Origin of the sequence: Mycobacterium sp. AMU20-3851, assembly GCF_043974665.1 — a bacterium.
Taxonomy (GTDB): domain Bacteria; phylum Actinomycetota; class Actinomycetes; order Mycobacteriales; family Mycobacteriaceae; genus Mycobacterium.
Genome location: NZ_CP146371.1, coordinates 1,991,398 through 2,010,399 on the forward strand (window position 1 = coordinate 1,991,398; position 19,002 = coordinate 2,010,399).

Annotated in this window: 17 protein-coding genes, 1 tRNA gene and 1 pseudogene; 12 read left to right on the top strand and 7 right to left on the bottom strand. The window is 66.4% G+C overall.

Going from position 1 to position 19,002, the window contains the following annotated elements:
• The first annotated feature begins 41 nt into the window (after positions 1-41).
• The 3 genes from V4U86_RS09590 (at position 42) to V4U86_RS09600 (ending at position 3,836) form a co-directional block, all read left to right on the top strand.
• Positions 42-1,556: a TldD/PmbA family protein gene (locus V4U86_RS09590; protein ID WP_395311012.1), complete on the top strand. Its 1,515-nt coding sequence runs from the start codon at positions 42-44 to the stop codon at positions 1,554-1,556.
• Positions 1,553-2,923: a metallopeptidase TldD-related protein gene (locus V4U86_RS09595; RefSeq protein WP_395311013.1), complete on the top strand. Its 1,371-nt coding sequence runs from the start codon at positions 1,553-1,555 to the stop codon at positions 2,921-2,923. Before V4U86_RS09590 ends, V4U86_RS09595 begins: the two co-directional genes overlap by 4 nt.
• Before the next feature lie 97 nt (positions 2,924-3,020).
• Positions 3,021-3,836, top strand: coding sequence for a carboxymuconolactone decarboxylase family protein (locus tag V4U86_RS09600; protein ID WP_395311978.1), 816 nt, complete (start codon positions 3,021-3,023; stop codon positions 3,834-3,836).
• Here the strand turns inward: V4U86_RS09600 and V4U86_RS09605 are convergent.
• Positions 3,826-4,206 (bottom strand): hypothetical protein, encoded by a 381-nt coding sequence (locus V4U86_RS09605; protein WP_395311014.1) that lies wholly within the window; start codon positions 4,204-4,206, stop codon positions 3,826-3,828. The genes V4U86_RS09600 and V4U86_RS09605 overlap by 11 nt on opposite strands.
• Positions 4,207-4,275: 69 nt before the next feature.
• Between V4U86_RS09605 and V4U86_RS09610 the strand changes: the two genes are divergently transcribed.
• Both V4U86_RS09610 and V4U86_RS09615 read left to right on the top strand, forming a co-directional pair.
• Positions 4,276-4,352 (top strand) — tRNA-Ile (locus tag V4U86_RS09610).
• A 110-nt stretch (positions 4,353-4,462) separates the two neighbouring features.
• On the top strand, positions 4,463-5,665 hold the full coding sequence (locus V4U86_RS09615) for an IS481 family transposase (RefSeq protein WP_395311015.1): 1,203 nt from the start codon (positions 4,463-4,465) through the stop codon (positions 5,663-5,665).
• A gap of 75 nt (positions 5,666-5,740) precedes the next feature.
• Here the strand turns inward: V4U86_RS09615 and V4U86_RS09620 are convergent, their stop codons facing one another.
• Positions 5,741-6,316 (bottom strand): TetR/AcrR family transcriptional regulator, encoded by a 576-nt coding sequence (locus V4U86_RS09620; protein ID WP_395311016.1) that lies wholly within the window; start codon positions 6,314-6,316, stop codon positions 5,741-5,743.
• A gap of 163 nt (positions 6,317-6,479) precedes the next feature.
• On the opposite strand from V4U86_RS09620, the gene V4U86_RS09625 reads away from it, so the two are divergent.
• A complete protein-coding gene (locus tag V4U86_RS09625) occupies positions 6,480-7,697 on the top strand; it encodes a cytochrome P450 (RefSeq protein ID WP_395311017.1) in 1,218 nt (405 codons plus the stop codon).
• Positions 7,698-7,720: 23 nt separating this feature from the next.
• On the opposite strand, the gene V4U86_RS09630 is transcribed toward V4U86_RS09625, so the two are convergent.
• Complete coding sequence (locus tag V4U86_RS09630; RefSeq protein ID WP_395311018.1) at positions 7,721-7,972, bottom strand: hypothetical protein; 252 nt, start codon at positions 7,970-7,972, stop codon at positions 7,721-7,723.
• Between the two features lie 196 nt (positions 7,973-8,168).
• Between V4U86_RS09630 and V4U86_RS09635 the strand changes: the two genes are divergently transcribed.
• Positions 8,169-9,248 carry a dihydrodipicolinate reductase gene (locus V4U86_RS09635; protein ID WP_395311019.1) on the top strand — a complete coding sequence of 360 codons (1,080 nt, stop codon included), beginning with the start codon at positions 8,169-8,171 and terminating at the stop codon, positions 9,246-9,248.
• A gap of 172 nt (positions 9,249-9,420) precedes the next feature.
• Entirely contained in the window at positions 9,421-9,708 is a 288-nt protein-coding gene (locus V4U86_RS09640) for a DUF732 domain-containing protein (protein ID WP_395311020.1), read from the top strand.
• Between the two features lie 39 nt (positions 9,709-9,747).
• Here V4U86_RS09640 and V4U86_RS09645 read toward each other — a convergent pair whose 3' ends face one another.
• Complete coding sequence (locus V4U86_RS09645) at positions 9,748-10,107, bottom strand: Rv2640c family ArsR-like transcriptional regulator (RefSeq protein ID WP_395311021.1); 360 nt, start codon at positions 10,105-10,107, stop codon at positions 9,748-9,750.
• 91 nt (positions 10,108-10,198) lie between these two features.
• Here V4U86_RS09645 and V4U86_RS09650 point away from each other — a divergent pair, with 91 nt between their 5' ends.
• Together V4U86_RS09650 and arsB are read left to right on the top strand one after the other, a co-directional pair.
• A complete protein-coding gene (locus V4U86_RS09650; RefSeq protein WP_395311022.1) occupies positions 10,199-10,639 on the top strand; it encodes an ArsI/CadI family heavy metal resistance metalloenzyme in 441 nt (146 codons plus the stop codon).
• Positions 10,636-12,146, top strand: a pseudogene (gene arsB, locus V4U86_RS09655) (ACR3 family arsenite efflux transporter). Before V4U86_RS09650 ends, arsB begins: the two are co-directional and overlap by 4 nt.
• On the opposite strand, the gene V4U86_RS09660 reads toward arsB, so the two are convergent.
• Positions 12,139-13,422 carry an HNH endonuclease signature motif containing protein gene (locus V4U86_RS09660; protein WP_395311023.1) on the bottom strand — a complete coding sequence of 428 codons (1,284 nt, stop codon included), beginning with the start codon at positions 13,420-13,422 and terminating at the stop codon, positions 12,139-12,141. The pseudogene arsB and the gene V4U86_RS09660 sit on opposite strands and share 8 nt — an antisense overlap.
• A 73-nt stretch (positions 13,423-13,495) precedes the next feature.
• Positions 13,496-13,999: a DapH/DapD/GlmU-related protein gene (locus V4U86_RS09665; protein ID WP_395311024.1), complete on the bottom strand. Its 504-nt coding sequence runs from the start codon at positions 13,997-13,999 to the stop codon at positions 13,496-13,498.
• Between the two features lie 125 nt (positions 14,000-14,124).
• On the opposite strand from V4U86_RS09665, the gene V4U86_RS09670 reads away from it, so the two are divergent.
• Positions 14,125-15,057 carry a LysR family transcriptional regulator gene (locus tag V4U86_RS09670; RefSeq protein ID WP_395311979.1) on the top strand — a complete coding sequence of 311 codons (933 nt, stop codon included), beginning with the start codon at positions 14,125-14,127 and terminating at the stop codon, positions 15,055-15,057.
• A 105-nt stretch (positions 15,058-15,162) separates the two neighbouring features.
• On the top strand, positions 15,163-16,059 hold the full coding sequence (locus V4U86_RS09675) for an alpha/beta fold hydrolase (RefSeq protein ID WP_395311025.1): 897 nt from the start codon (positions 15,163-15,165) through the stop codon (positions 16,057-16,059).
• A gap of 59 nt (positions 16,060-16,118) precedes the next feature.
• On the opposite strand, the gene V4U86_RS09680 is transcribed toward V4U86_RS09675, so the two are convergent.
• A complete protein-coding gene (locus V4U86_RS09680; RefSeq protein WP_395311026.1) occupies positions 16,119-18,992 on the bottom strand; it encodes an RND family transporter in 2,874 nt (957 codons plus the stop codon).
• Positions 18,993-19,002 lie beyond the last annotated feature (10 nt).

The window sequence follows — 19,002 nt, forward strand, 5'->3', positions numbered from 1 at the left end:
CCCGCCCCTGACGACAAACCTCTCCCACTACGGTGGGGTCCGTGACAAGTCGTTCCGTGGATCCCGACTTCCTCGCACTGCCGCGCCGGACGCTGGCCGATGCCGCGCTGTCGGCGGCCCGCGCGGCCGGCGCCAGCTATGCCGATCTGCGCATCCAGCGGCTCACCACCGAGGTCGTGCAGTTGCGCGACGGGGAGCTGGAGACCTCCACCCTGGACCGTGAGATCGGGCTGGCGGTGCGGGTGATCGTCGACGGCACCTGGGGCTTCGCCTCGCACGCCGAACTGGATCCGGCGGTGGCGGCCGAGACGGCGCGCCGCGCGGTCCGGGTCGCGACCACGCTAGCGCCGTTGAACGCCGAACGCATCGAACTGGCCGCCGAACCGGTCTACGACGATCTGAGCTGGGTGTCGGACTACCGCATCGACCCGTTCACGGTGCCGGGCGCGGACAAGATCGCCGTGCTGGCCGACTATTCCGAGAGGCTGCTCGCCGCGGACGGCGTGGACCATGTGTCCGCCAGTCTGCAGGCGGTCAAGGAACAGACCTACTACGCAGATACCTTCGGCACCTCCACCACCCAGCAGCGGGTGCGGCTGCAGCCGTCGCTGGAGGCGACCAGCGTCGACCCGTCGGCGGGCAGCTTCGAGACCATGCGCACCCTGGCCCCGCCGACCGCCCGCGGCTGGGAGGCCGTCGTCGACGACGGCGTGTGGAACTGGAGTGCCGAGCTGGCCGAGCTGCCCGCGCTGCTGGCCGAGAAGGTCAAGGCGCCCAGCGTGACCGCGGGCCCGACCGATCTGGTGATCGACCCGTCCAACCTGTGGCTGACCATTCACGAATCCATCGGGCACGCCACCGAATACGACCGGGCGATCGGCTATGAGGCGGCCTACGCCGGCACCTCGTTCGCCACCCCGGACAAGCTGAACAGCATGCGGTACGGCTCGCCGGTGATGAACGTGACCGCCGACCGCACCGTCGAACACGGCTTGGCCACAGTCGGTTTCGACGACGAAGGGGTGCGTTCGCAGAGCTGGGATCTGGTGCGGGACGGGTTGTTCGTCGGCTACCAGCTGGACCGGGTGTTCGCGCCGCGGCTGGGCGAGGCGCGTTCCAACGGCTGTTCCTACGCCGACTCCCCGCACCACGTCCCGATCCAGCGGATGGCGAACGTGTCACTGCAGCCGGGCACCGAGGACCTGTCCACCGCGGATCTCATCGCGCGGGTGTCCGACGGCATCTACATCGTCGGCGACAAGAGTTGGTCGATCGATATGCAGCGGTACAACTTCCAGTTCACTGGGCAGCGGTTCTTCCGGATCCGGGACGGCAAGCTCGACGGGCAGTTGCGCGACGTGGCGTATCAGGCCACCACCACCGACTTCTGGGGGTCGATGGAGGCTGTCGGCGGGCCGTCCACCTGGCGTCTCGGCGGTGCGTTCAACTGCGGCAAGGCGCAGCCCGGTCAGGTCGCCCCGGTCAGCCACGGCTGCCCGTCGGCGTTGTTTCGAGGGGTCAATGTGTTGAACACGCAGGCGGAGGGTGGCCGGTGATCGCGCCGCAGGAGGTCGTCGATCAGGCGCTCGCCGAAGCCGCCCGGCTCGGTGGCGCCGACGAGACCACCGTCATCGTCACCGACCGGGCCGACGCGTCGCTGCGCTGGGCCGGCAATTCGATGACCACCAACGGGGAATCGCAGGCCCGCACCACCACGGTGATCTCGGTGCTGCGCCGCGGCGAGGCGGCGCACGTCGGCTCGGTGAGTTCCACGGAGGTGGACCCGGCCGCGCTCGGCGCACTGGTCGCCGCGTCCCAGCAGGCGGCCGCGTCGGCGCCGGCGGCCACCGACAGTGCGCCGGGATTGCCGGGTGGCGACGCGCCGGCCGATTGGGATGCCCCGGTGCCGACCACCGGTGCCGATGTATTCGCCGATGTGGCAACCGGTTTGGTGCGAGGTTTCCGTGGTGAGGACAAGCTGTACGGGTACGCCCGGCACGTGCTGGCCACGACGTTCCTGGGTGACTCGAGCGGGCTGCGCCGGCGCTATACCCAGCCCACCGGGTCGGTGGAGATCAACGCCAAGCGCAACGGAGCCAGCGCGTGGGCCGGGGTGGGCACACCCGATTTCGTCGGCGTGTCCACCGACGCGTTGCTCGACGAGTTGTCGCTGCGGCTGGGCTGGGCGCACCGCACGGTCGATCTGCCGGCGGGGCGGTACGAGACGCTGATGCCGCCGTCGACGGTTGCCGACATGCTCATCTATCTGGGTTGGAGCATGGATGGCCGTGGCGCGCAGGAGGGCCGCACCGCGTTGTCGGCGCCGGGCGGAACCCGGGTGGGGGAGAAGCTCACCGATCTGGGGCTGACGATGTACTCCGACCCCACGGCGCCGGGCCAGGAATGCCAGCCCTTCGTGGCGGTGTCGCGGTCATCGGAGCAGGTCTCGATCTTCGACAACGGGATGGACATCGGCCGGGTGGACTGGCTGCGCGACGGGATGATCAACGCGTTGGCCTATCCACGTGCGGCGGCCGCGGAATTCGGTGCGCCGGTGGCGGTTCCGGCGGACAACCTGCTGATGACCGGTGGCACCGCCTCGCTGGCGGACATGATCGCATCCACCGAACGCGGGCTGCTGCTGACCACGCTGTGGTACATCCGCACGGTGGATCCGGCGGTGCTGCTGCTGACCGGGCTGACCCGTGACGGGGTGTACCTGATCGAGGACGGCGAGGTGACCGCGGCGGTGAACAACTTCCGGTTCAACGAGAGCCCGCTGGATCTGCTGCGCCGCGCCACCGAGGCCGGGGTCAGCGAGCCGACGCTGCCACGGGAATGGGGTGATTGGGCGACCCGGGCGACCATGCCGTCGTTGCGGATCCCCGACTTCCACATGTCCTCGGTGAGTCAGGCTCAGTAGCTCGGCCCCTCCCGGCCACCGCCTGTTGTGTCGGATACCGGGCAGATTCTGCACTTCGGTCTGTCCACGGTCGGTCAGGGGCGATAATCGGCTCGTGATGGACCTGCTGACCAGCCTGGTGGCGTTGTCCCCGGACGGACTGGCCCGGGAGAGCATGGTGGTGCGCACGGTGTGCGCGCGGGCGCTCGGGCTGGCCCCGTTGCCATCGGAAGACACGGCAGCGGCGGCGTCCCCGAACGAACCGGTGCTGGCGGAGTTCGCCGAACAGTTCAGCGTCGACGTCGCCGAAGTGTCCGTGGAGCAGCGCTCGGCGCTGATCGCGGCCTACGGGGCCGAGGTGTTGGGAGTGACGGCGTTGACGTTCATCGCCGACTTCGTGCCGCGGGTGCGCGCCGGTCTGGGTGCGCTGGGCATGACGTTCCCGGACCCGAGCGTCTGGGACCACGACACCCATCCGGCCGATGCGCTGCTCAATCGGTTCACCTCGGCGGTCGGGGCGCTGCGCGGGCTGGATCCGTTGACCACCGAGATAATCCGGCTACGCGGGGCCACCCAGCACAACTGCCGGCTGTGTAAGTCGCTGCGGGAGACGACGGCGCTGGAAGCCGGTGGGTCGGAGTCGCTGTACGACGACATCGGGTCCTACGGGCAGTCCGAGCAATTGACCGAGGCGCACAAGGCGGCGCTGCGCTATGTGGACGCGTTGATCTGGACTCCGGCATCGGTCGGCGAGGCGGCAGCGCTTGTGCGCGAACATTTCTCGGTAGAGCAGGCGCTGGAGATCACGCTGGATGTGATGCGCAACGGCACCAACAAGATCGCGGTGGCGCTCGGCGGTGACGCGCCGCGGGTCGCCGACGGGGTGGAGCAGTACCTGCTGGGTGCCGACGGACAGCCCGTCTTCAGCTCGTAGCGGCCTTCTTCTTCAGGACCAACGCCGGCAGGATCACGGTGGCGAGGGCGGTGACCAGCCAGACGATGACCGTCGCGGCGATCCAGGAGCCGATGCCGCGGATGCTGATCCCGCTGGAGAAAAGTGAGGCCAGGATCAGGGCGGCCAGGGTGGAGAGCAGGCCGATACCGCCGAGGAATGCCGAGGCGTACCTGTTGGCCATCTTGAGGAAGAACGGCGACAGGATGCCCTGGGCGACGGTGAAAATGACCACCGCGGTGAGGAACCCGAGCGGGCGCAGCGTCATGCCGGACACCAGCAGCGATGCGACCAGCAGGCCGATCGCCGAGGAACCGAGGAAGACCGCGATGCGCAGCAGGAATCGGATCACCCGGTGAGACTAACCGGGTTGTGTGCCGGGTAGGGGGGCTGTGCGAACATAGGTGCCGCATTACGCGTCGGGGCGGTAGCTCAGTTGGTTAGAGCCGGGGACTCATAATCCCTTGGTCGCGGGTTCGAGCCCCGCCCGCCCCACCAGATCACTGTATGACCTCGGTTGATGCGTGCCTTTTCTGTGTCGGTTGATGCCTGACAGTGTTTCGGCTGATGCTTGACAGTTGCTTCGGTTGATCCTTGACACTCCCTAGATGAGGGAGTTGAGCGTGGCTGAGCAGCGGTATCAGGCCGTGTTGGCGGTGATCAGTGATGGGTTGTCGATCTCGCAGGTCGCTTCGAAGGTGGGGGTGTCGCGGCAGACGCTGCACGCCTGGTTGGCCCGGTATGAGGCCGAAGGACTCGAGGGGCTGGCGGACCGGTCACACCGGCCGGTGTCGTGTCCGCATCAGATGCCGGCCGAGGTGGAGGCCCGGTTGTTGGAGTTGCGGCGCTCGCGCCCGTACTGGGGCCCGCGACGGCTGGTGTTCGAGTTGGCCAAGCGGGGCGTCGAGTCGGTGCCGTCGGAATCGGCGGCCTATCGGGCGTTGGTGCGGGCCCAGCTGATCGATCCGCACCGGCGTGATCGCCGGGCCCGGAAATGGAAACGCTGGGAGCGTGCCGCGGCGATGGAGCTGTGGCAGATGGATGTGGTCGGCGGTTTCCCGCTGGCCGATGGCACCAGCGCCAAGGCCTTGACCGGGATCGACGATCATTCCCGGATGTGCGTGTGCGCACGGTTGATGGTTCGAGAACGCACTCGGGCAGTGTGCGACGGGCTGCGGTCGGCGTTGGCTACCTACGGGGTGCCATCTCAGATCTTGACCGATAACGGCAAGGTATTCACCGGCCGGTTCCACCATCCGCCGGTGGAGGTGCTCTTCGATGCGATCTGCCGCCAGAACGGTATCGAACATCTGCTGACCCAGCCGCGCTCACCGACCACGACGGGCAAGATAGAGCGGTTTCATCGCAGTCTGCGGGCTGAATTCCTCAGCGGTCGGGCGCCTTTCAGCAGTCTGAAGGTTGCCCAGCAGGCGCTGGATGAATGGGTGGCGTTCTACAACGCTGAGCGTCCGCACCAGGCGCTGCAGATGTGCACGCCCGCCTCGCGGTTCAGTCCCGCAGCGGAAGCGGGACCGGTCCCCGAGGCGGGCCCGCCTGTCCTTGACGGGTTGTGCGCGGAGCGCACTGGTTCGGATTGGGTGAGTCGCCGTGTGACGACCAACGGTGTGGTGTGCGTGTCCTGGCAGCAGGTCAGTTTGGGACGCCACTACGCCGGGTCGCGTTGCGATGTCCATGTCGACGGTGACCTCTTGCGCTTCTATATCGGCGATGTTCTGGTCAAGACCGCTGCACGCACCAGTGCCGGGGAGGTACGAAACAAACGGGCTCTGCGCACCAGCACAGCGCCCTAAACCACACAACGAGTGTCAAGGATCAACCGCAACAGATCCGTCAAGCATCAACCGAAGCTCAACAGCCCCACCAGATCACTCGTCCTCGCCGACGGCGCTACCCCCATACCCAGCCCCCATATACCGCCTCACCATCTCCCGTTCGGCCTCGGCGTCCTTCACCGGCCAGTACCACAGCGCCAGGAACGTCCGGATCAACCACTGTGATGCCAGCGGATCAGCAGCACCTCCGACCATCTCGTCGGCGAAGCGGGTGACGATGGGGGAGTCGGTGATCCAGTCGTTGCCCGGCAGCGTGGTCATCGACCGCATGATCTGGGCCAGCGGATCGGCCCGCAGGCGTTGCAGCGCAACGGTGGTCGCGGTGACCACGCGCTCCGCCCCGGTCAGTCCGTCGATGGCTTCGCGCACCGATTCGAGGATGCGTTCGGCTTGACGGCCGACCACGGCGTCGCGGATCGCGGCCTTGCCTCCGGTGTGGCGGTAGATGGTCGCCGGCGAACAGTGCACGGCGGCGGCCAGTGCGTCGATGCTGAACGCCTCGAACCCGTGCTTTGACATCAGGTCGCCGGCCGCGGCGTAGATCCGCTCCGCGGCCGCACCGTGCCGGTCCCGCCCCACCAGCCAATCATCGCTCCGTCGAGAGCCCATGAGGCAGTTTTATCACCGTGAGAAGAATATGGACAGAATTCTCATCGAATCCGCAGGTCGGTCGATCCCGATGAGAAGCCGACGCGCGGGCTGCGTCCTCCCCGGCTTTCGTGTTTGTCGCGCAGCGTTGACGCCGTCGCACACCCGCCGTCAACCTGAGCGCATGCCCTTGTTGTCGAACGCGACGGACTTCTTCGGACACGATGCGCTCCAGGACCCGTACCCGCTCTACGACCGGATGCGCGACGACGCCCCGGTGCAACGCATCGGTGATTCGGGCTTCTACGCGGTGTGCGGCTGGGAAGCGGTGATGGACGCGGTGACCCGCGTCGAGGACTTTTCCTCGAACCTCACCGCCACCATGGTGTACCACGACGACGGAACCGTCACCCCGTTCGACATGGGACCGCTGGGCGGGCCGCAGAACGCGCTCGCCACCGCCGATGACCCGGTGCACGACGTGCACCGCAAGCTGCTGGTACCGCACCTGTCCGCCAAGCGAATCCGGGTCATCGAGGAGTTCGCCGAAGCCACCGCGATCCAACTGTGGTCCGACGGCTTGACCGACGGCCGGATCGAATGGATGAGTGCGATGGCCAACCGACTGCCGATGATGGTGGTGGCCAGGCTGCTCGGCCTCCCCGACGGCGATGTCGACCGGCTGATCCGCCTGGGCTACGCCACCACAACCCTGCTCGACGGCGTGGTCGACACCGCCCAACTCGACACCGCGCGGATGGCGGCGATGGAGTTGGCGGGCTACGTCCTCGAACACTTCGCAGCAGCAGCGGACAGCGGCCAGGACGGTCTGATCAGCGATCTCGCGGCCCGCTACGCCTCGGGCGAGCTGGAGCAGCTTCCGGCGCTGGCCGTCATGCTCACCCTGTTCAGTGCCGCAGGTGAATCCACCGCCTCGTTGCTGGGAAGCGCGGCGTGGATTCTGGTGAGTCACAGTGATATCCAGGAGCAGCTCCGCGCCGAGCCCGATCTGCTGGGAGCGTTCATCGAAGAGACACTGCGTTTCGAGGCGCCGTTTCGCGGTCACTACCGCCACGTCGTCCGGGACACCACGTTGGGCGGAGTCACCGTCCCGGCCGATTCACGGTTGCTGCTGATGTGGGGCGCGGCCAACCGCGATCCTCGACAGTTCGACGCGCCCAACGAGTTTCGGCTCGACCGTCAAGGGTCCAAAGGGCATGTGACGTTCGGCAAGGGCGCGCACTTCTGCGTCGGTGCGGCGCTGGCGCGGCTGGAGGCCCGGATCGTCCTGCGGATGCTGCTGGAGCAGACCAGGTGGATCGAAGCCGCCGATGTCGGGCAGTGGTTGCCCAGCATCCTGGTCCGCCGCCTCGAACGGCTGGAGCTGAGAGTCAACCGCTAGCCGTGGGGACGCCGACCAGTCGCCTATTCGCAGCCGATCCCGTCGTCGTTGCTGTCGAGCTTGTAGATGTCATTGCCGACGACCGTGACGGGGCCGGCCACGTACTCCGGACCGTTCCCGCTGCCGCCCTCGCAATCCACATCGCTGGCGACCGGTACGCAGGCGCCGGTGTAGTTCGAGTCGCACGACGATCCTGTTGCTTCGGGGGATGCCGACGACACCGGTGCGCCGGCCATCACGATCGTCGCCATCAGCAGGAACGTCATCGTCTTCATGGGCCGCAGATAACCAGCAAATGGTTGCGACGGCCGGGTCTTTGCGGATTTGTTCGTAATCCGGACGGTGCATGGCCCCGATCCGAAGTAGCTGCACCGCGCAGGAGGGTAGACGCCGGGTCGGTCTGAACGTACGTTTCCACCAGGCTTACACAGTTGCGCAGGTCTGTAATGGTGCGTGATCGAGGAGGATCGCATGACGTACACCGTGGTTCATGCCGGAACCGGGCTGACCGGGCGTGAGGCGCTGCGCGGCCTGATCGACGACCCGAGCATCGAACTCGCCGGGCTGCTCGTGTCCTCCCCGGACAAGGTCGGCAAGGACGCCGGCAGCATCTGCGGACGGGCCGACACCGGGGTGATCGCCCACGGCGACTTCGATGCCGTGCTGAGTCAGCGCCCGGACTGCGTCACCTACTGCCGGACCGCCGTCGGCCGCGAGGAGGATGCCTACCGCGAGATCGCGCAACTGCTGCGTCACGGCATCAACGTCGTCACCATCTCCACAATCCCGATGGTGTACCCGCCGAGCGCGCCGGAAAAGTGGCGGTCACGGCTCGAATCCGCCTGTCAGGAAGGGGGATCGACGTTCTACGCCTCGGGTTGTGAGCCCGGCATCATCAGCCTGAACCTCCCGGTCGCCATCCTGGCCGGTGCCGGGCGGGTCGACAGCTACCGGATGGATGAGTACGCGGTGGGCCTGGACCTGGTGTACCCGATCTGGGACGTGCTGCACGAATCGATGGGCTTCGGTAAGCCCGACGGACACGTGCCGGCGCGTATCGCGTCCGGAAAGGTGCGCCACGATTGGGACGCGGTCGTCCGGTACATCGCCGACGCGCTCGGCCTCGAACTCGATGACATCGACCTGGAGTGGGAGACCCTGCTCGCGCCGCATGACCTGGCGACCGCGCTGGAGGTGATCCCCGCGGGCACGATCTGCGGCCATCGCTGGAAGCTGGCCGGCATCGTCGAGGGCGTCCCGGTGGTGGCCGTGCAGTATTTCGCCACCGTATCGACAACGCCCTGGCCCGAGTCGTGGCCCGAACCAGAGGGTGGCGCCGGGATGGTGCACCGGATCGAAGGGCGGCCCAGCCTGCGTCTGCAGGTGGCGTTCGAGGACGGGCCGGGGGAGCGGGCGAATCCTTCGCTGGTGTTCACGGCCCAGTCGATCGTGAATGCGATCCCGCATGTCGTCGACACCTCGACCGCGGGACTGCTGGAGCCGCTCCTCGGCCGGTCCGTTGTCACCCGGCAGGCCCGCACGGCCGGTTAGCCCCATGTCGCTGACGCTTTGCCCGTCGGTGTTTGGCCGGACGGCCACAATCGGCGTTCCGAAGGCACGGGTAGTTGGCCAGCAAAGGCAGTGAGCCGCTACAGTGCTCCTAGCTCATTTTGACCCGGGGGATAATATGTTCCGCAAGCTCGCTGTAGCGGGAGCCGCTGCATTGGCTGTCGGTGCGGTGGTACCCCCGGCGTCGGCGGCGGCCGATGAGCAAGCCGAGTACGCGTTCGTGCAGTTCATGCACAGCCGGGACATCGATTCCTTCTACTCGGGGCGTGAGGAAATGGTCACCGCCGGCATGGCGGTCTGTGCGGCCATGGATGAGGACCGCTATACGTGGCAGCAGGCCACCGCGAAGCTGATGTCGGCCGACGCGATCCCGGTCGAGAAGGCCACGTTCATGGTATTCGGGGCTGCCGCGGCGTTCTGCCCGTGGCATCTGCGCCAGTAGATCGCCGGACGTAATCTCCTGTGCCGCAGCACCAAAGCGTCAGCGGCAGCAATTCGGGTCCAGGACCGAACACAGGGCGACCAGCGACTCCCGCCGGGCGCGGTGGTACACGTTCATCCCGCGCCGCTCGGACTCGACGAACCCTGCCTTGCGTAACTGGGACAGGTGATGGCTCACCGTTGACTCGGCCAGGCCCACCGCCACCGCGAGGTCACTGCTGCACTCCTCGCCGGCGCTGCTGCTGAACAGCAGCGAGACCAGTTTGACTCGGACCGGGTCGGCCAATGCCTTCAGCCGTAAAGCGATCTCCAGTGCTGCCTCGTCGCCGGCCGGGCCGGCGGCCACGGGTGCGCAACACACCGGGGCGGAGACGTCGATGGTGGGCAGCGATTTCGGCACCCAACCATCGTGCCACACCTTATTGACAAATGTCGAAGAGGTGGGAAGATGGCCTCGGTTCGATATAAGCCGCAAAGGTAGGGAGACGCTCATGTCCCGCGCCCAACTCGCCCTCAACGTCGATGACCTCGATCAGGCCATCACGTTCTACTCCAAGCTGTTCAACACCGCCCCGGCGAAGGTGAAGCCGGGATATGCCAACTTCGCCGTCGCCGATCCCCCGCTCAAACTGGTCCTCATCGAAAACCCGGGTCACGGTGGCACGCTTAATCACCTCGGTGTCGAGGTCGAATCCAGCGACGCGGTACATGCCGAGATCGCCCGTCTCACCGGCGAGGGTCTGTTCACCGAGGAAGAGTTGAGCAGCACCTGCTGCTTCGCGGTCCAGGACAAGGTCTGGGTCAGCGGTCCGGCGGGGGAGAAGTGGGAGGTCTACACGGTGCTGGCCGACTCGGAGACCTTCGGCACCAACTCGGCGGCACTGCAAAGCGACGGCGGAGCGACGAGTACCTGCTGCACCAGTAACGCATGACGGGCGAGCCATACGCCGGCTCGGTCGTCGGGAACCTCTCCAAGCTCGATCGATTCCTTCCGGCGTGGATCGGCCTGGCGATGGTCGCGGGCCTGGTGCTGGGCAGCCTGATCCCCGGGCTGAGTGGCGCACTCAATAGAGTTCAGTTGCATGGTATTTCGATACCGATCGCCATCGGGCTGTTGGTCATGATGTATCCGGTGCTCGCCAAGGTCCGATACGATCGACTCGGCTCGGTGACCCGTGATCGCCGACTGTTGGTGAGTTCACTTGTCCTGAACTGGATACTCGGCCCCGCACTGATGTTCGCCCTGGCGTGGCTGCTGGTTCCCGACCTCCCCGAGTACCGCACCGGCCTGATCATTGTCGGGCTCGCGCGGTGCATCGCGATGGTCATCATCTGGAACGACCTCGCTTGCGGTGACCGGGAAGCCGCTGCCGTGCTGGTCGCCCTGAACTCGCTGTTCCAGGTCATCATGTTCGCCGTTCTCGGCTGGTTCTATCTCTCGATCCTGCCGGGTTGGCTGGGACTGGAAACGACCTCGATCGGTGTGTCGCCGTGGGAGATTGCGCAGTCGGTGCTGATCTTCCTGGGCCTGCCCTTGCTGGCCGGCTATGTGTCGCGACGGTGGGGGGAGCGAACGAGAGGCCGGTCCTGGTACGAGTCCCGGTTCCTGCCGGCGATCGGGCCGTGGGCACTGTACGGCCTGTTGTTCACCATCGTCATCCTGTTCGCGCTGCAGGGTGAACAGATCACCAGTCGTCCGCTCGACGTCGTGCGGATCGCCATCCCGTTGCTCGCATACTTCGCGGTGATGTGGTGCGGCGGTTACCTGCTCGGGGCGGCTGTCGGGCTCGGGTATGAGCGCACCACCACGTTGGCGTTCACCGCGGCGGGCAACAACTTCGAACTGGCCATCGCGGTCGCCATCGCAACCTTCGGTGCGGGATCGGGGCAGGCTCTGGCCGGCGTTGTCGGGCCGTTGATCGAAGTTCCCGTTCTGGTGGCGCTCGTCTACGTCGCATTGCGACTACGCCACCGATTCGGTTCTGAAACTCAACGGCCACAACAGGAAAGCAGTGTGCAATGACCGATCGCAAACCGGCGGTGTTGTTCCTGTGCACGCACAACGCGGGGCGCTCCCAGATGGCATTGGGCTACTTCAACCATCTCGCGGATGGCAGTGCACTTGCCTGGTCGGGCGGCTCCGAGCCCGCCGACTCGGTGAATCCTGCAGCGGTAGCGGCGATGTCCGAGGTTGGCATCGACATCACGGCCGAGTATCCGAAACCGTGGACGGATAAGGTCGTACGCGATGCCGATGTCGTCGTCACCATGGGGTGCGGCGATGTGTGCCCGTTCTATCCGGGAAAGCGCTACGAGAACTGGGAGTTGCCGGACCCGGCCGGCCAATCGGTGGAGGCTGTGCGCCCGATCCGCGACGACATCGAACGCCGCGTTCGTCGCCTGCTCGCGGAATTGGGTGTCCAGCCCGAGCCTAATTGACCGCCGGTGGCGCCTTCGGTTCGTACGGGGTGTACCACCACCATTGGGCGCGTTCGCCGGTGGGTCCTGTGCATGGTGGTACGTCTGGTGGGTCCGTGGTGGGTGGGCGGGCCAGTGCCGCGCCGGTCATCGGATCGCCGTCGCTGTCGGTGACGGTGAGTTTGTCGGCGGGGCCGGTGAGGGTGATCTCGCCGCGGTGGTGCATGCGGTGGTGGAAGGGGCAGAGCAGCACCAGGTTCGACAGGTCGGTGGGGCCGCCGTTTTCCCAGTGCACGAGGTGGTGTGCGTGCAGGCCGCGGGTGGCGCCGCAGCCGGGCACCACGCAGCAGTGGTCGCGGTGCTCCAGGGCGCGGCGCAGGCGGCGGCTGATGGTGCGGGTGGTGCGCCCGGCCCCGATCGGGACACCGTGGCGTTCGAACCAGACTTCGCAGGTGGCGTCGCACAACAGGTAGCGGCGGTCGGCGTCGGTGAGTGCGGGCCCTAGATGCAGGGCGGCGACGGGTGTGTGGGCGTGGCGGTCCAGGTCGAGGTGGGCCACCACGGTGGTGTGTGCCCCGTGCGGGCGGGCGGCGACGTCGGTGTCCCAGCCGGCTTCGATCAGGCTCATGAACGCGTCGACAGTGTTGGGGAAGGGTGGCGCCTGCTCGGAGGTCCGCGCACCGGCCTGCTCGTCGTCGCTGTCTCCGGCGTCGTGGTCGCGTCGCCAGTCGGCGACCAACGCGTCCTTGTGTGAGGCGACCGCGGCGTCGAACTTCGCGGCTTCCAGCTTGGGCAGCCGGATCTTGTAGGTGGTGTAGCCCTCGCCATCGACAGAGGAGAACGAACGCTTGGGTTCCGGCTTGCGGTCTGGTTCGGGGCGGGGTTCCATCTTGACCGCGGTGCGCAGCTGGGTCACCGTGGCGTACTTCACCAGGTTTGCGTAGTGGTCATCGCAGCCCTGGCCGCCGCGTTCGGCGATCACCCCGACCCGATCCAACGACAACCGGCCCTCACGCAATCCCTCTGCCATACGCGGCAACTCGTCGAGCCGGCGGGCCACCGCGACCATCGTCTCCGCATTACGCGGGGTCACGCCGGCTTTCCAGGCCACCAGCGCTTCGACCGATTTGCAGCCCGTCGCGCCCCACAGATGGTCCCCGTCGATCTCGGCGATGATCTCCACCAACCGGCCATCGATGGCGTTGCGCTGCCCGGTCAGCTCGGCGATCTCGTCGAACAACACATCCAGCCGCGGTGTCACGTAGTGCTCGGCGAAAGGTGTTGTCGGCGGCGGCATACCGACATTCTCGCAGAGGGGTCTGACAAAAAATCGAAACGCTACAGCGACGTGCCCGGCCCGATCCGTCGTGTCAGTCGATCCTCTTGATCACCGTTGCGGGTACTCCGGCCACCAACGTCCCCGGGGGAACATCGCGGGTGACGACGGCGCCGGCACCGACGATGGCATCCGCTCCCACGGTGACGCCCTGCATGATCAGAGCCGACGTTCCTATCCAGACGTTTCGCCCGATACTGATTGGTGCCGAGGTGATCCCGGCCCGTCGCTTCGCCGGTTCCACCGGATGCCCCGACGTGAGCAGGCTGACGTTCGGGCCGAGCATCACGTCGTCTCCGATGTCGATACCGCCGATGTCGTTGAAGCGGCAGTTCTGGTTCACGAACACATTTCGGCCGACGCGGATATTGATTCCATGGTCGGAGTAGACCGGCGGGATCAGGTGGAAGTCCGCATCGACCGTCTGCCCGGTCAGCTCGCGCCACGCCGCGTGGATGGCGTTCTGGTCTGCGTATGGAAGCGTGTTCAGTTCTGCGGTGAGCCGGATGGCCCGCCGCACCCGTGCCGCAAAGTCCATGGTGATCCTCTCGTCGAAGCGACCCTCGAATGCAGAGCAAACCGCGGACGGTGTGCGCAGGACAAACAACCACCGTCACGGCGAGTCACAACCGCCGGTTGTGTCGATAGGGTGGGGCTGTGGATGTGGAAACCGTCCGAACGTTCGTGTCGGTCGTCGACGCGGGACAGTTTCAGGCCGCGGCTGATGAACTCGGGGTGACGCAGCAGGCCGTGTCGAAACGCATTGCCGCACTTGAACGCGGGCTCGGTGTGTCACTGTTCGTTCGATCCGGCAGAAGCGCCCACTTGAGCGTGGACGGCCAGGCCTTTCTTCCGCATGCACGTGAACTGCTCGTCGCGGCGGCACGCGCGGCGGACTCGGTCAATCCGCGGGACAGGGCCGTTCGGATCGACGTGCTCAACCTCCGCATCGCTCCGGCGACCTCCCTGCATGCGTTCCATCGCAGCCACCCGGATGTCGACCTCGATGTCGTGACTCTTCCCGATGCAAACACTCAAGCCGCCCTGGCCGCGGTGTTGGACGGCAGCATCGATGCGACCTTTCGCACCATCGGCACCGCCCGGGCCCAGCGGATCCCGTCCGCTCTACGCGCCGCCCGCGTCATCGATGACCGCCACCAGCTCCTGGTCGGGCCCAAACACCCGCTGGCACAGACGGCCTCCGTCACACCGGCGGATCTGCGGGCACACCGGGTCTGGATGCCAGGCGTGCGCGCCGACACCGATTGGGGCGCGTACTACGACGAATTCAGCCGGACGTGGGGGATCCAGATCGACACGATCGGACCCAGCTTCGGAGTGGACGTACTCCTCGAGGAACTCGCATCCTCGGCTGAGCTGTCCACTCTGGTCGGCGAGGGCTCTCGATACCTGTGGCCGGAGTCGTACGGTTTGCGACGGATCCCCATCGTCGATCCCACCCCGGTCTATCCGCATTCGATCATCTGGCGCCACGACAATCCGCAACCGGTACTGAGGGCCTTCCTGGCCTACCTGCGCGCCGCGCAGGCCGATCGCCGGGTTGCTCGAAGCTGGGCGCCGGCCGGGTTCTGCTGAGAGTGTGGCTGAACTGGGCATCCGCAGCGGTTGCCACCGAACTGAGCCATCGGCACGTGCCCACGGCCGGTGACCCCATTAAGGTGAGGTGCATGGGGGAACCTGATGGCTGAGGCGGAAAGAGAGTCGAACGACACCGGGTCCGGCGTCGAACCGCCGGTCAGTCCGGAGGTGCGGCACAGGTTCAGCTTGCTGGAACGGTACGCGCCGGGGGAGGGCGCGCGGTGGGCTACCGAACTATGGTGCACCCCGCCGGTGGTCGAGATGAGCCTGCGGATGCCACCCGGTGTCCCGCCCGGTCAGCCGATCGAAGCTACCTGGGAGGGGCACCGGATCGCGGGCGCTTCCTGGGGTGAGGGCGAGCCGGTGTACCTGATCCACGGCTGGGGCGGGTGTCAGGCCCACCTGGGCACCTTCATCAAACCCCTCGTCGAGGCCGGATACCGCGTCATTGCCATCGATCTGCCCAGCCACAACGACTCGGAACCCGGCGATCTCGCGCCGGGTCGCACGACGCTCATCGAGTGTGCCAAGGCCGTGCAGGCCGTGGTGGACGAGTTCGGGCCGGCCCGCGCGATCATCGGTCACTCTCTCGGCGCGAAGGCGACGGCCTTCGCGGTGGCCTGGGGGACGTCCGCCCAACGACTGGTGTTCCTGGCGCCGATGGGCAACTTCCCGGTGTACATCGACATGTTCACCGCGCGGCACGGATTCGGCCCGCGAATCCGTGAAGGCTTGCGCCGCCGGCTCGAACATCGAATCGAGATGCCGTTGGGAGACACGGACATTTCGGTGATCGCACCGCGCGCCGACAACCCGCCGCTGCTGATCATCCATGACCCCGACGATCCCGACACTCCCTACGAGACCAGCGAAGAGATCGTCGGAATCTGGCCGAACGCCAAGCTGTTCACCACCAAGGGCCTGGGGCGGCTGGCGCACTACCGGCTGTTGCGGCACCGTCCGGCCTTGAACGCCGCACTCGAATTCGTCACGGGCTGAGGCGGTCTCGCCTCACTGCACCGGACGTGACTTCTCGTCCTCGTACATGAGCGCTGGGACTACCCGACGGATTCCAGCGGTTTCGGCGGTGCCGCCGACCGGGCCGGACGCTGACGGACCAGCTGCGGCCACCAGAACCACTTGCCCATCAGCGCGGCGATGGACGGCGTCATGAACGACCGGATCACCAGGGTGTCGAACAACAGACCGAGCCCGATCGTGGTACCGACCTGAGCCACCACCGTCATCTCGGACACGAACATCGACATCATGGTGAACGCGAACACCAGGCCGGCGGCGGTCACCACCGATCCGGTGCCGCCCATGGCGCGGATGATGCCGGTATTGAGACCCGCGTGGATCTCCTCCTTGATCCTGGCCACCAGTAGCAGGTTGTAGTCCGCGCCGACGGCGAGCAGCACGATCACCGCCATCGCCATCACCATGAAGTGCAGTTCGATACCCAGAATGTGTTGCCAGACAAGGATGGACAGACCGAACGAGGCGCCCAGGGACACCACCACGGTGCCGACGATGACGGCCGCGGCCACCAGGCTGCGGGTGATCAGCAGCATGATGATGAAGATCAGACTCAGTGCCGCGATCCCGGCGATGATCAGATCCCAGTCATTGCCTTCCTGCATGTCCTTGAAGGCCGCAGCGGTACCGGTCAGGTAGATCTTCGACCCCTCCAGTGGGGTGCCCTTGATGGCCTCCTTGGCGGCGGTCGTGATCTTGTCGACCAGTTTGATGCCGTCCGGGGTCAGCGGATCGTTCTCGTGAGAGATGATGAACCGCACCGATTTTCCGTCGGGGGAGATGAAGCTCTCCATCCCGCGTTTGAAGTCTTCGTTGTTGAAGATCTCCGGCGGCAGGTAGAAGGTGTCGTCGTTCAAGGCGTCGTTGAACGCGTCACCCATGGCGCTCTGGTTGTCCTGCATCGCCATTCCCTGGTCCTGCATACCCTTCTGGGTCTGGTACATCCGCAGGATCATTTCGCGGGAGGATTCCATGGACGCGATCTGGGACGGCATCGTCTCCAGCATCTGCGGCATGAGCGCGTCGAGCCGGTGCATGTCCGGCAGGATCTCCTCGAACTTCGAGGTCATGGTGTCCGTGCCGTCGAGCGCGTCCATCATCGAGCGCCCCGCCCAGCACATCGGGATGTTGTAGCAGTGCGGTTCCCAGTACAGGTAATTGCGCAGCGGGCGGATGAAGTCGTCGAAGTTCGCGAGGTTGTCGCGCAGTTCACGGATATCGGCGGCCATCGCATCGGTCTTGCCGACCATGCTGTGCGTGGTGGCGCTCATCTCCGTCATCAACGCCACCATCCGGTTCATGGTGTCGATGGTGGATTGCATGTCGTCGGCCTGCAGCAGCATGTTCGCGAACATGTCTTCCATGTACTTCTGGTTCATCTGCTGATTGGTGCCGCCCATGCTCATCTGGGCGGGGATGGTGCTGAACTCCAGCGGCTCGCCCTGCGGCCGGGTGATGGCCTGCACGTTGCCGACGCCGGGCACCTTGAACACCGCCTTGGCGATCTTGTCGATCACCAGGAAGTCCGCCGAGTTACGCAGGTCGCGGTCGGTCTCGATGAGCAGCAGCTCCGGATTCATCCGGGCCACCCCGAAGTGCCGCTCGGCGGCCGCGTAGCCCTGCTGGGCCGGCAGGTCCTCGGGCAGATAGTTGCGGTCGTTGTAGTTGGTCCGGTAGCCGGGCAGCGCGAGCAGACCGATCAGGGACAGCGCGATGGTCGCCAACAACACCGCACCCGGCCAGCGCACCACGACCGCGGCGACCCGTCGCCAGCTGCGGATGCGCATGGAGCGCTTGGGTTCCAGGATCTTGCGGAAGCGGCTGGCGACGGTGATGATCGCCGGGCCCAGCGTGAGCGCGGCGAGGACGACCACCACCATGCCGAAGGCCATCGGCACACCGAGGGTCTGGAAGTACGGCAGCCGGGTGAAGTGCAGGCACAGCATGGCGCCGGCGATGGTCAGCCCGGAACCCAACACCACGTGGGCGGTGCCGTGGAACATGCTGTAGTACGCGGATTCTCGGTCCTCGCCGACGGTTCTGGCCTCCTGATATCTGCCTATCAGGAAGATCGCGTAGTCGGTGGCCGAGGCCACCGCCAGCGTCACCAGCAGCTGGGTGGCGAACGTCGAGAGCCCGATCAGCTCGTGATACCCCAGGAACGCGACCACGCCGCGGGCCGCGGTCAGGCCGAGCACCACCATCACCAGCACCAGAATCGTGGTGACTATCGAGCGGTACACCAGCAGCAGCATGGTGATGATGACCAGGAAGATGACGCCTTCGATCACCTGGACGCTGCGGTCACCGGAGATCTGCTGATCGGCAGCCAGCGCGGACATGCCGGTCACGAAGACCTCGACGCCCGGCGGGGGCGGGACGGCCCGGACGATGTCGGTGGCGGCCTGTACCGATTCGTTGGCCAGTGACTCGCCCATGTTGCCGGCCAGATACACCTGGACGTAGGCGGCCTTGCCGTCGGAGCTCTGCGCGCCGTCCTGGGTCAGGGGGTCGCCCCAGAAGTCCTGGACGTGCTCGACGTGTTCGGTGTCGGCCTCCAGCCGGTCGACCATGTCGTTGTAGAAGTAGTGCGCGTCGGCGTCGAGGGCATGCTCGCTCTCCAGCACGATCATCACGGAGCTGTCCGACTTGTACTCGTCGAACACCTGGCCGACCCGCTTGCTGGCCACCACCGCGGGGGCGTAGTCCGGGCTCATCGAGACCGACCGCATCTGCCCGACGATTTCCAGCGGGGGCACCGTAAGGCTCAGCAGGGCGACGAGTGCGACCCAGGCGATGATGATCAGGACGGCGAACCGGCGGATGAAGCCGGCGATGCCGCCGCGCCGCTGTTGGTGGGGGGCGACGACCGGGGCCGCGGGAGAGTCGGGCACGTCGGAAGCC

Excerpts from the sequence above, each read along its gene's own strand:
- V4U86_RS09600 (WP_395311978.1), top strand. The coding sequence starts at position 3,021 with ATGGACCTGCTGACCAGCCTGGTGGCGTTGTCCCCGGACGGACTGGCC.
- V4U86_RS09615 (WP_395311015.1), top strand. The coding sequence starts at position 4,463 with ATGAGGGAGTTGAGCGTGGCTGAGCAGCGGTATCAGGCCGTGTTGGCG.
- V4U86_RS09620 (WP_395311016.1), bottom strand. The coding sequence starts at position 6,316 with ATGGGCTCTCGACGGAGCGATGATTGGCTGGTGGGGCGGGACCGGCAC.
- V4U86_RS09625 (WP_395311017.1), top strand. The coding sequence starts at position 6,480 with ATGCCCTTGTTGTCGAACGCGACGGACTTCTTCGGACACGATGCGCTC.
- V4U86_RS09630 (WP_395311018.1), bottom strand. The coding sequence starts at position 7,972 with ATGAAGACGATGACGTTCCTGCTGATGGCGACGATCGTGATGGCCGGC.
- V4U86_RS09635 (WP_395311019.1), top strand. The coding sequence starts at position 8,169 with ATGACGTACACCGTGGTTCATGCCGGAACCGGGCTGACCGGGCGTGAG.
- V4U86_RS09650 (WP_395311022.1), top strand. The coding sequence starts at position 10,199 with ATGTCCCGCGCCCAACTCGCCCTCAACGTCGATGACCTCGATCAGGCC.
- V4U86_RS09660 (WP_395311023.1), bottom strand. The coding sequence starts at position 13,422 with ATGCCGCCGCCGACAACACCTTTCGCCGAGCACTACGTGACACCGCGG.
- V4U86_RS09665 (WP_395311024.1), bottom strand. The coding sequence starts at position 13,999 with ATGGACTTTGCGGCACGGGTGCGGCGGGCCATCCGGCTCACCGCAGAA.
- V4U86_RS09675 (WP_395311025.1), top strand. The coding sequence starts at position 15,163 with ATGGCTGAGGCGGAAAGAGAGTCGAACGACACCGGGTCCGGCGTCGAA.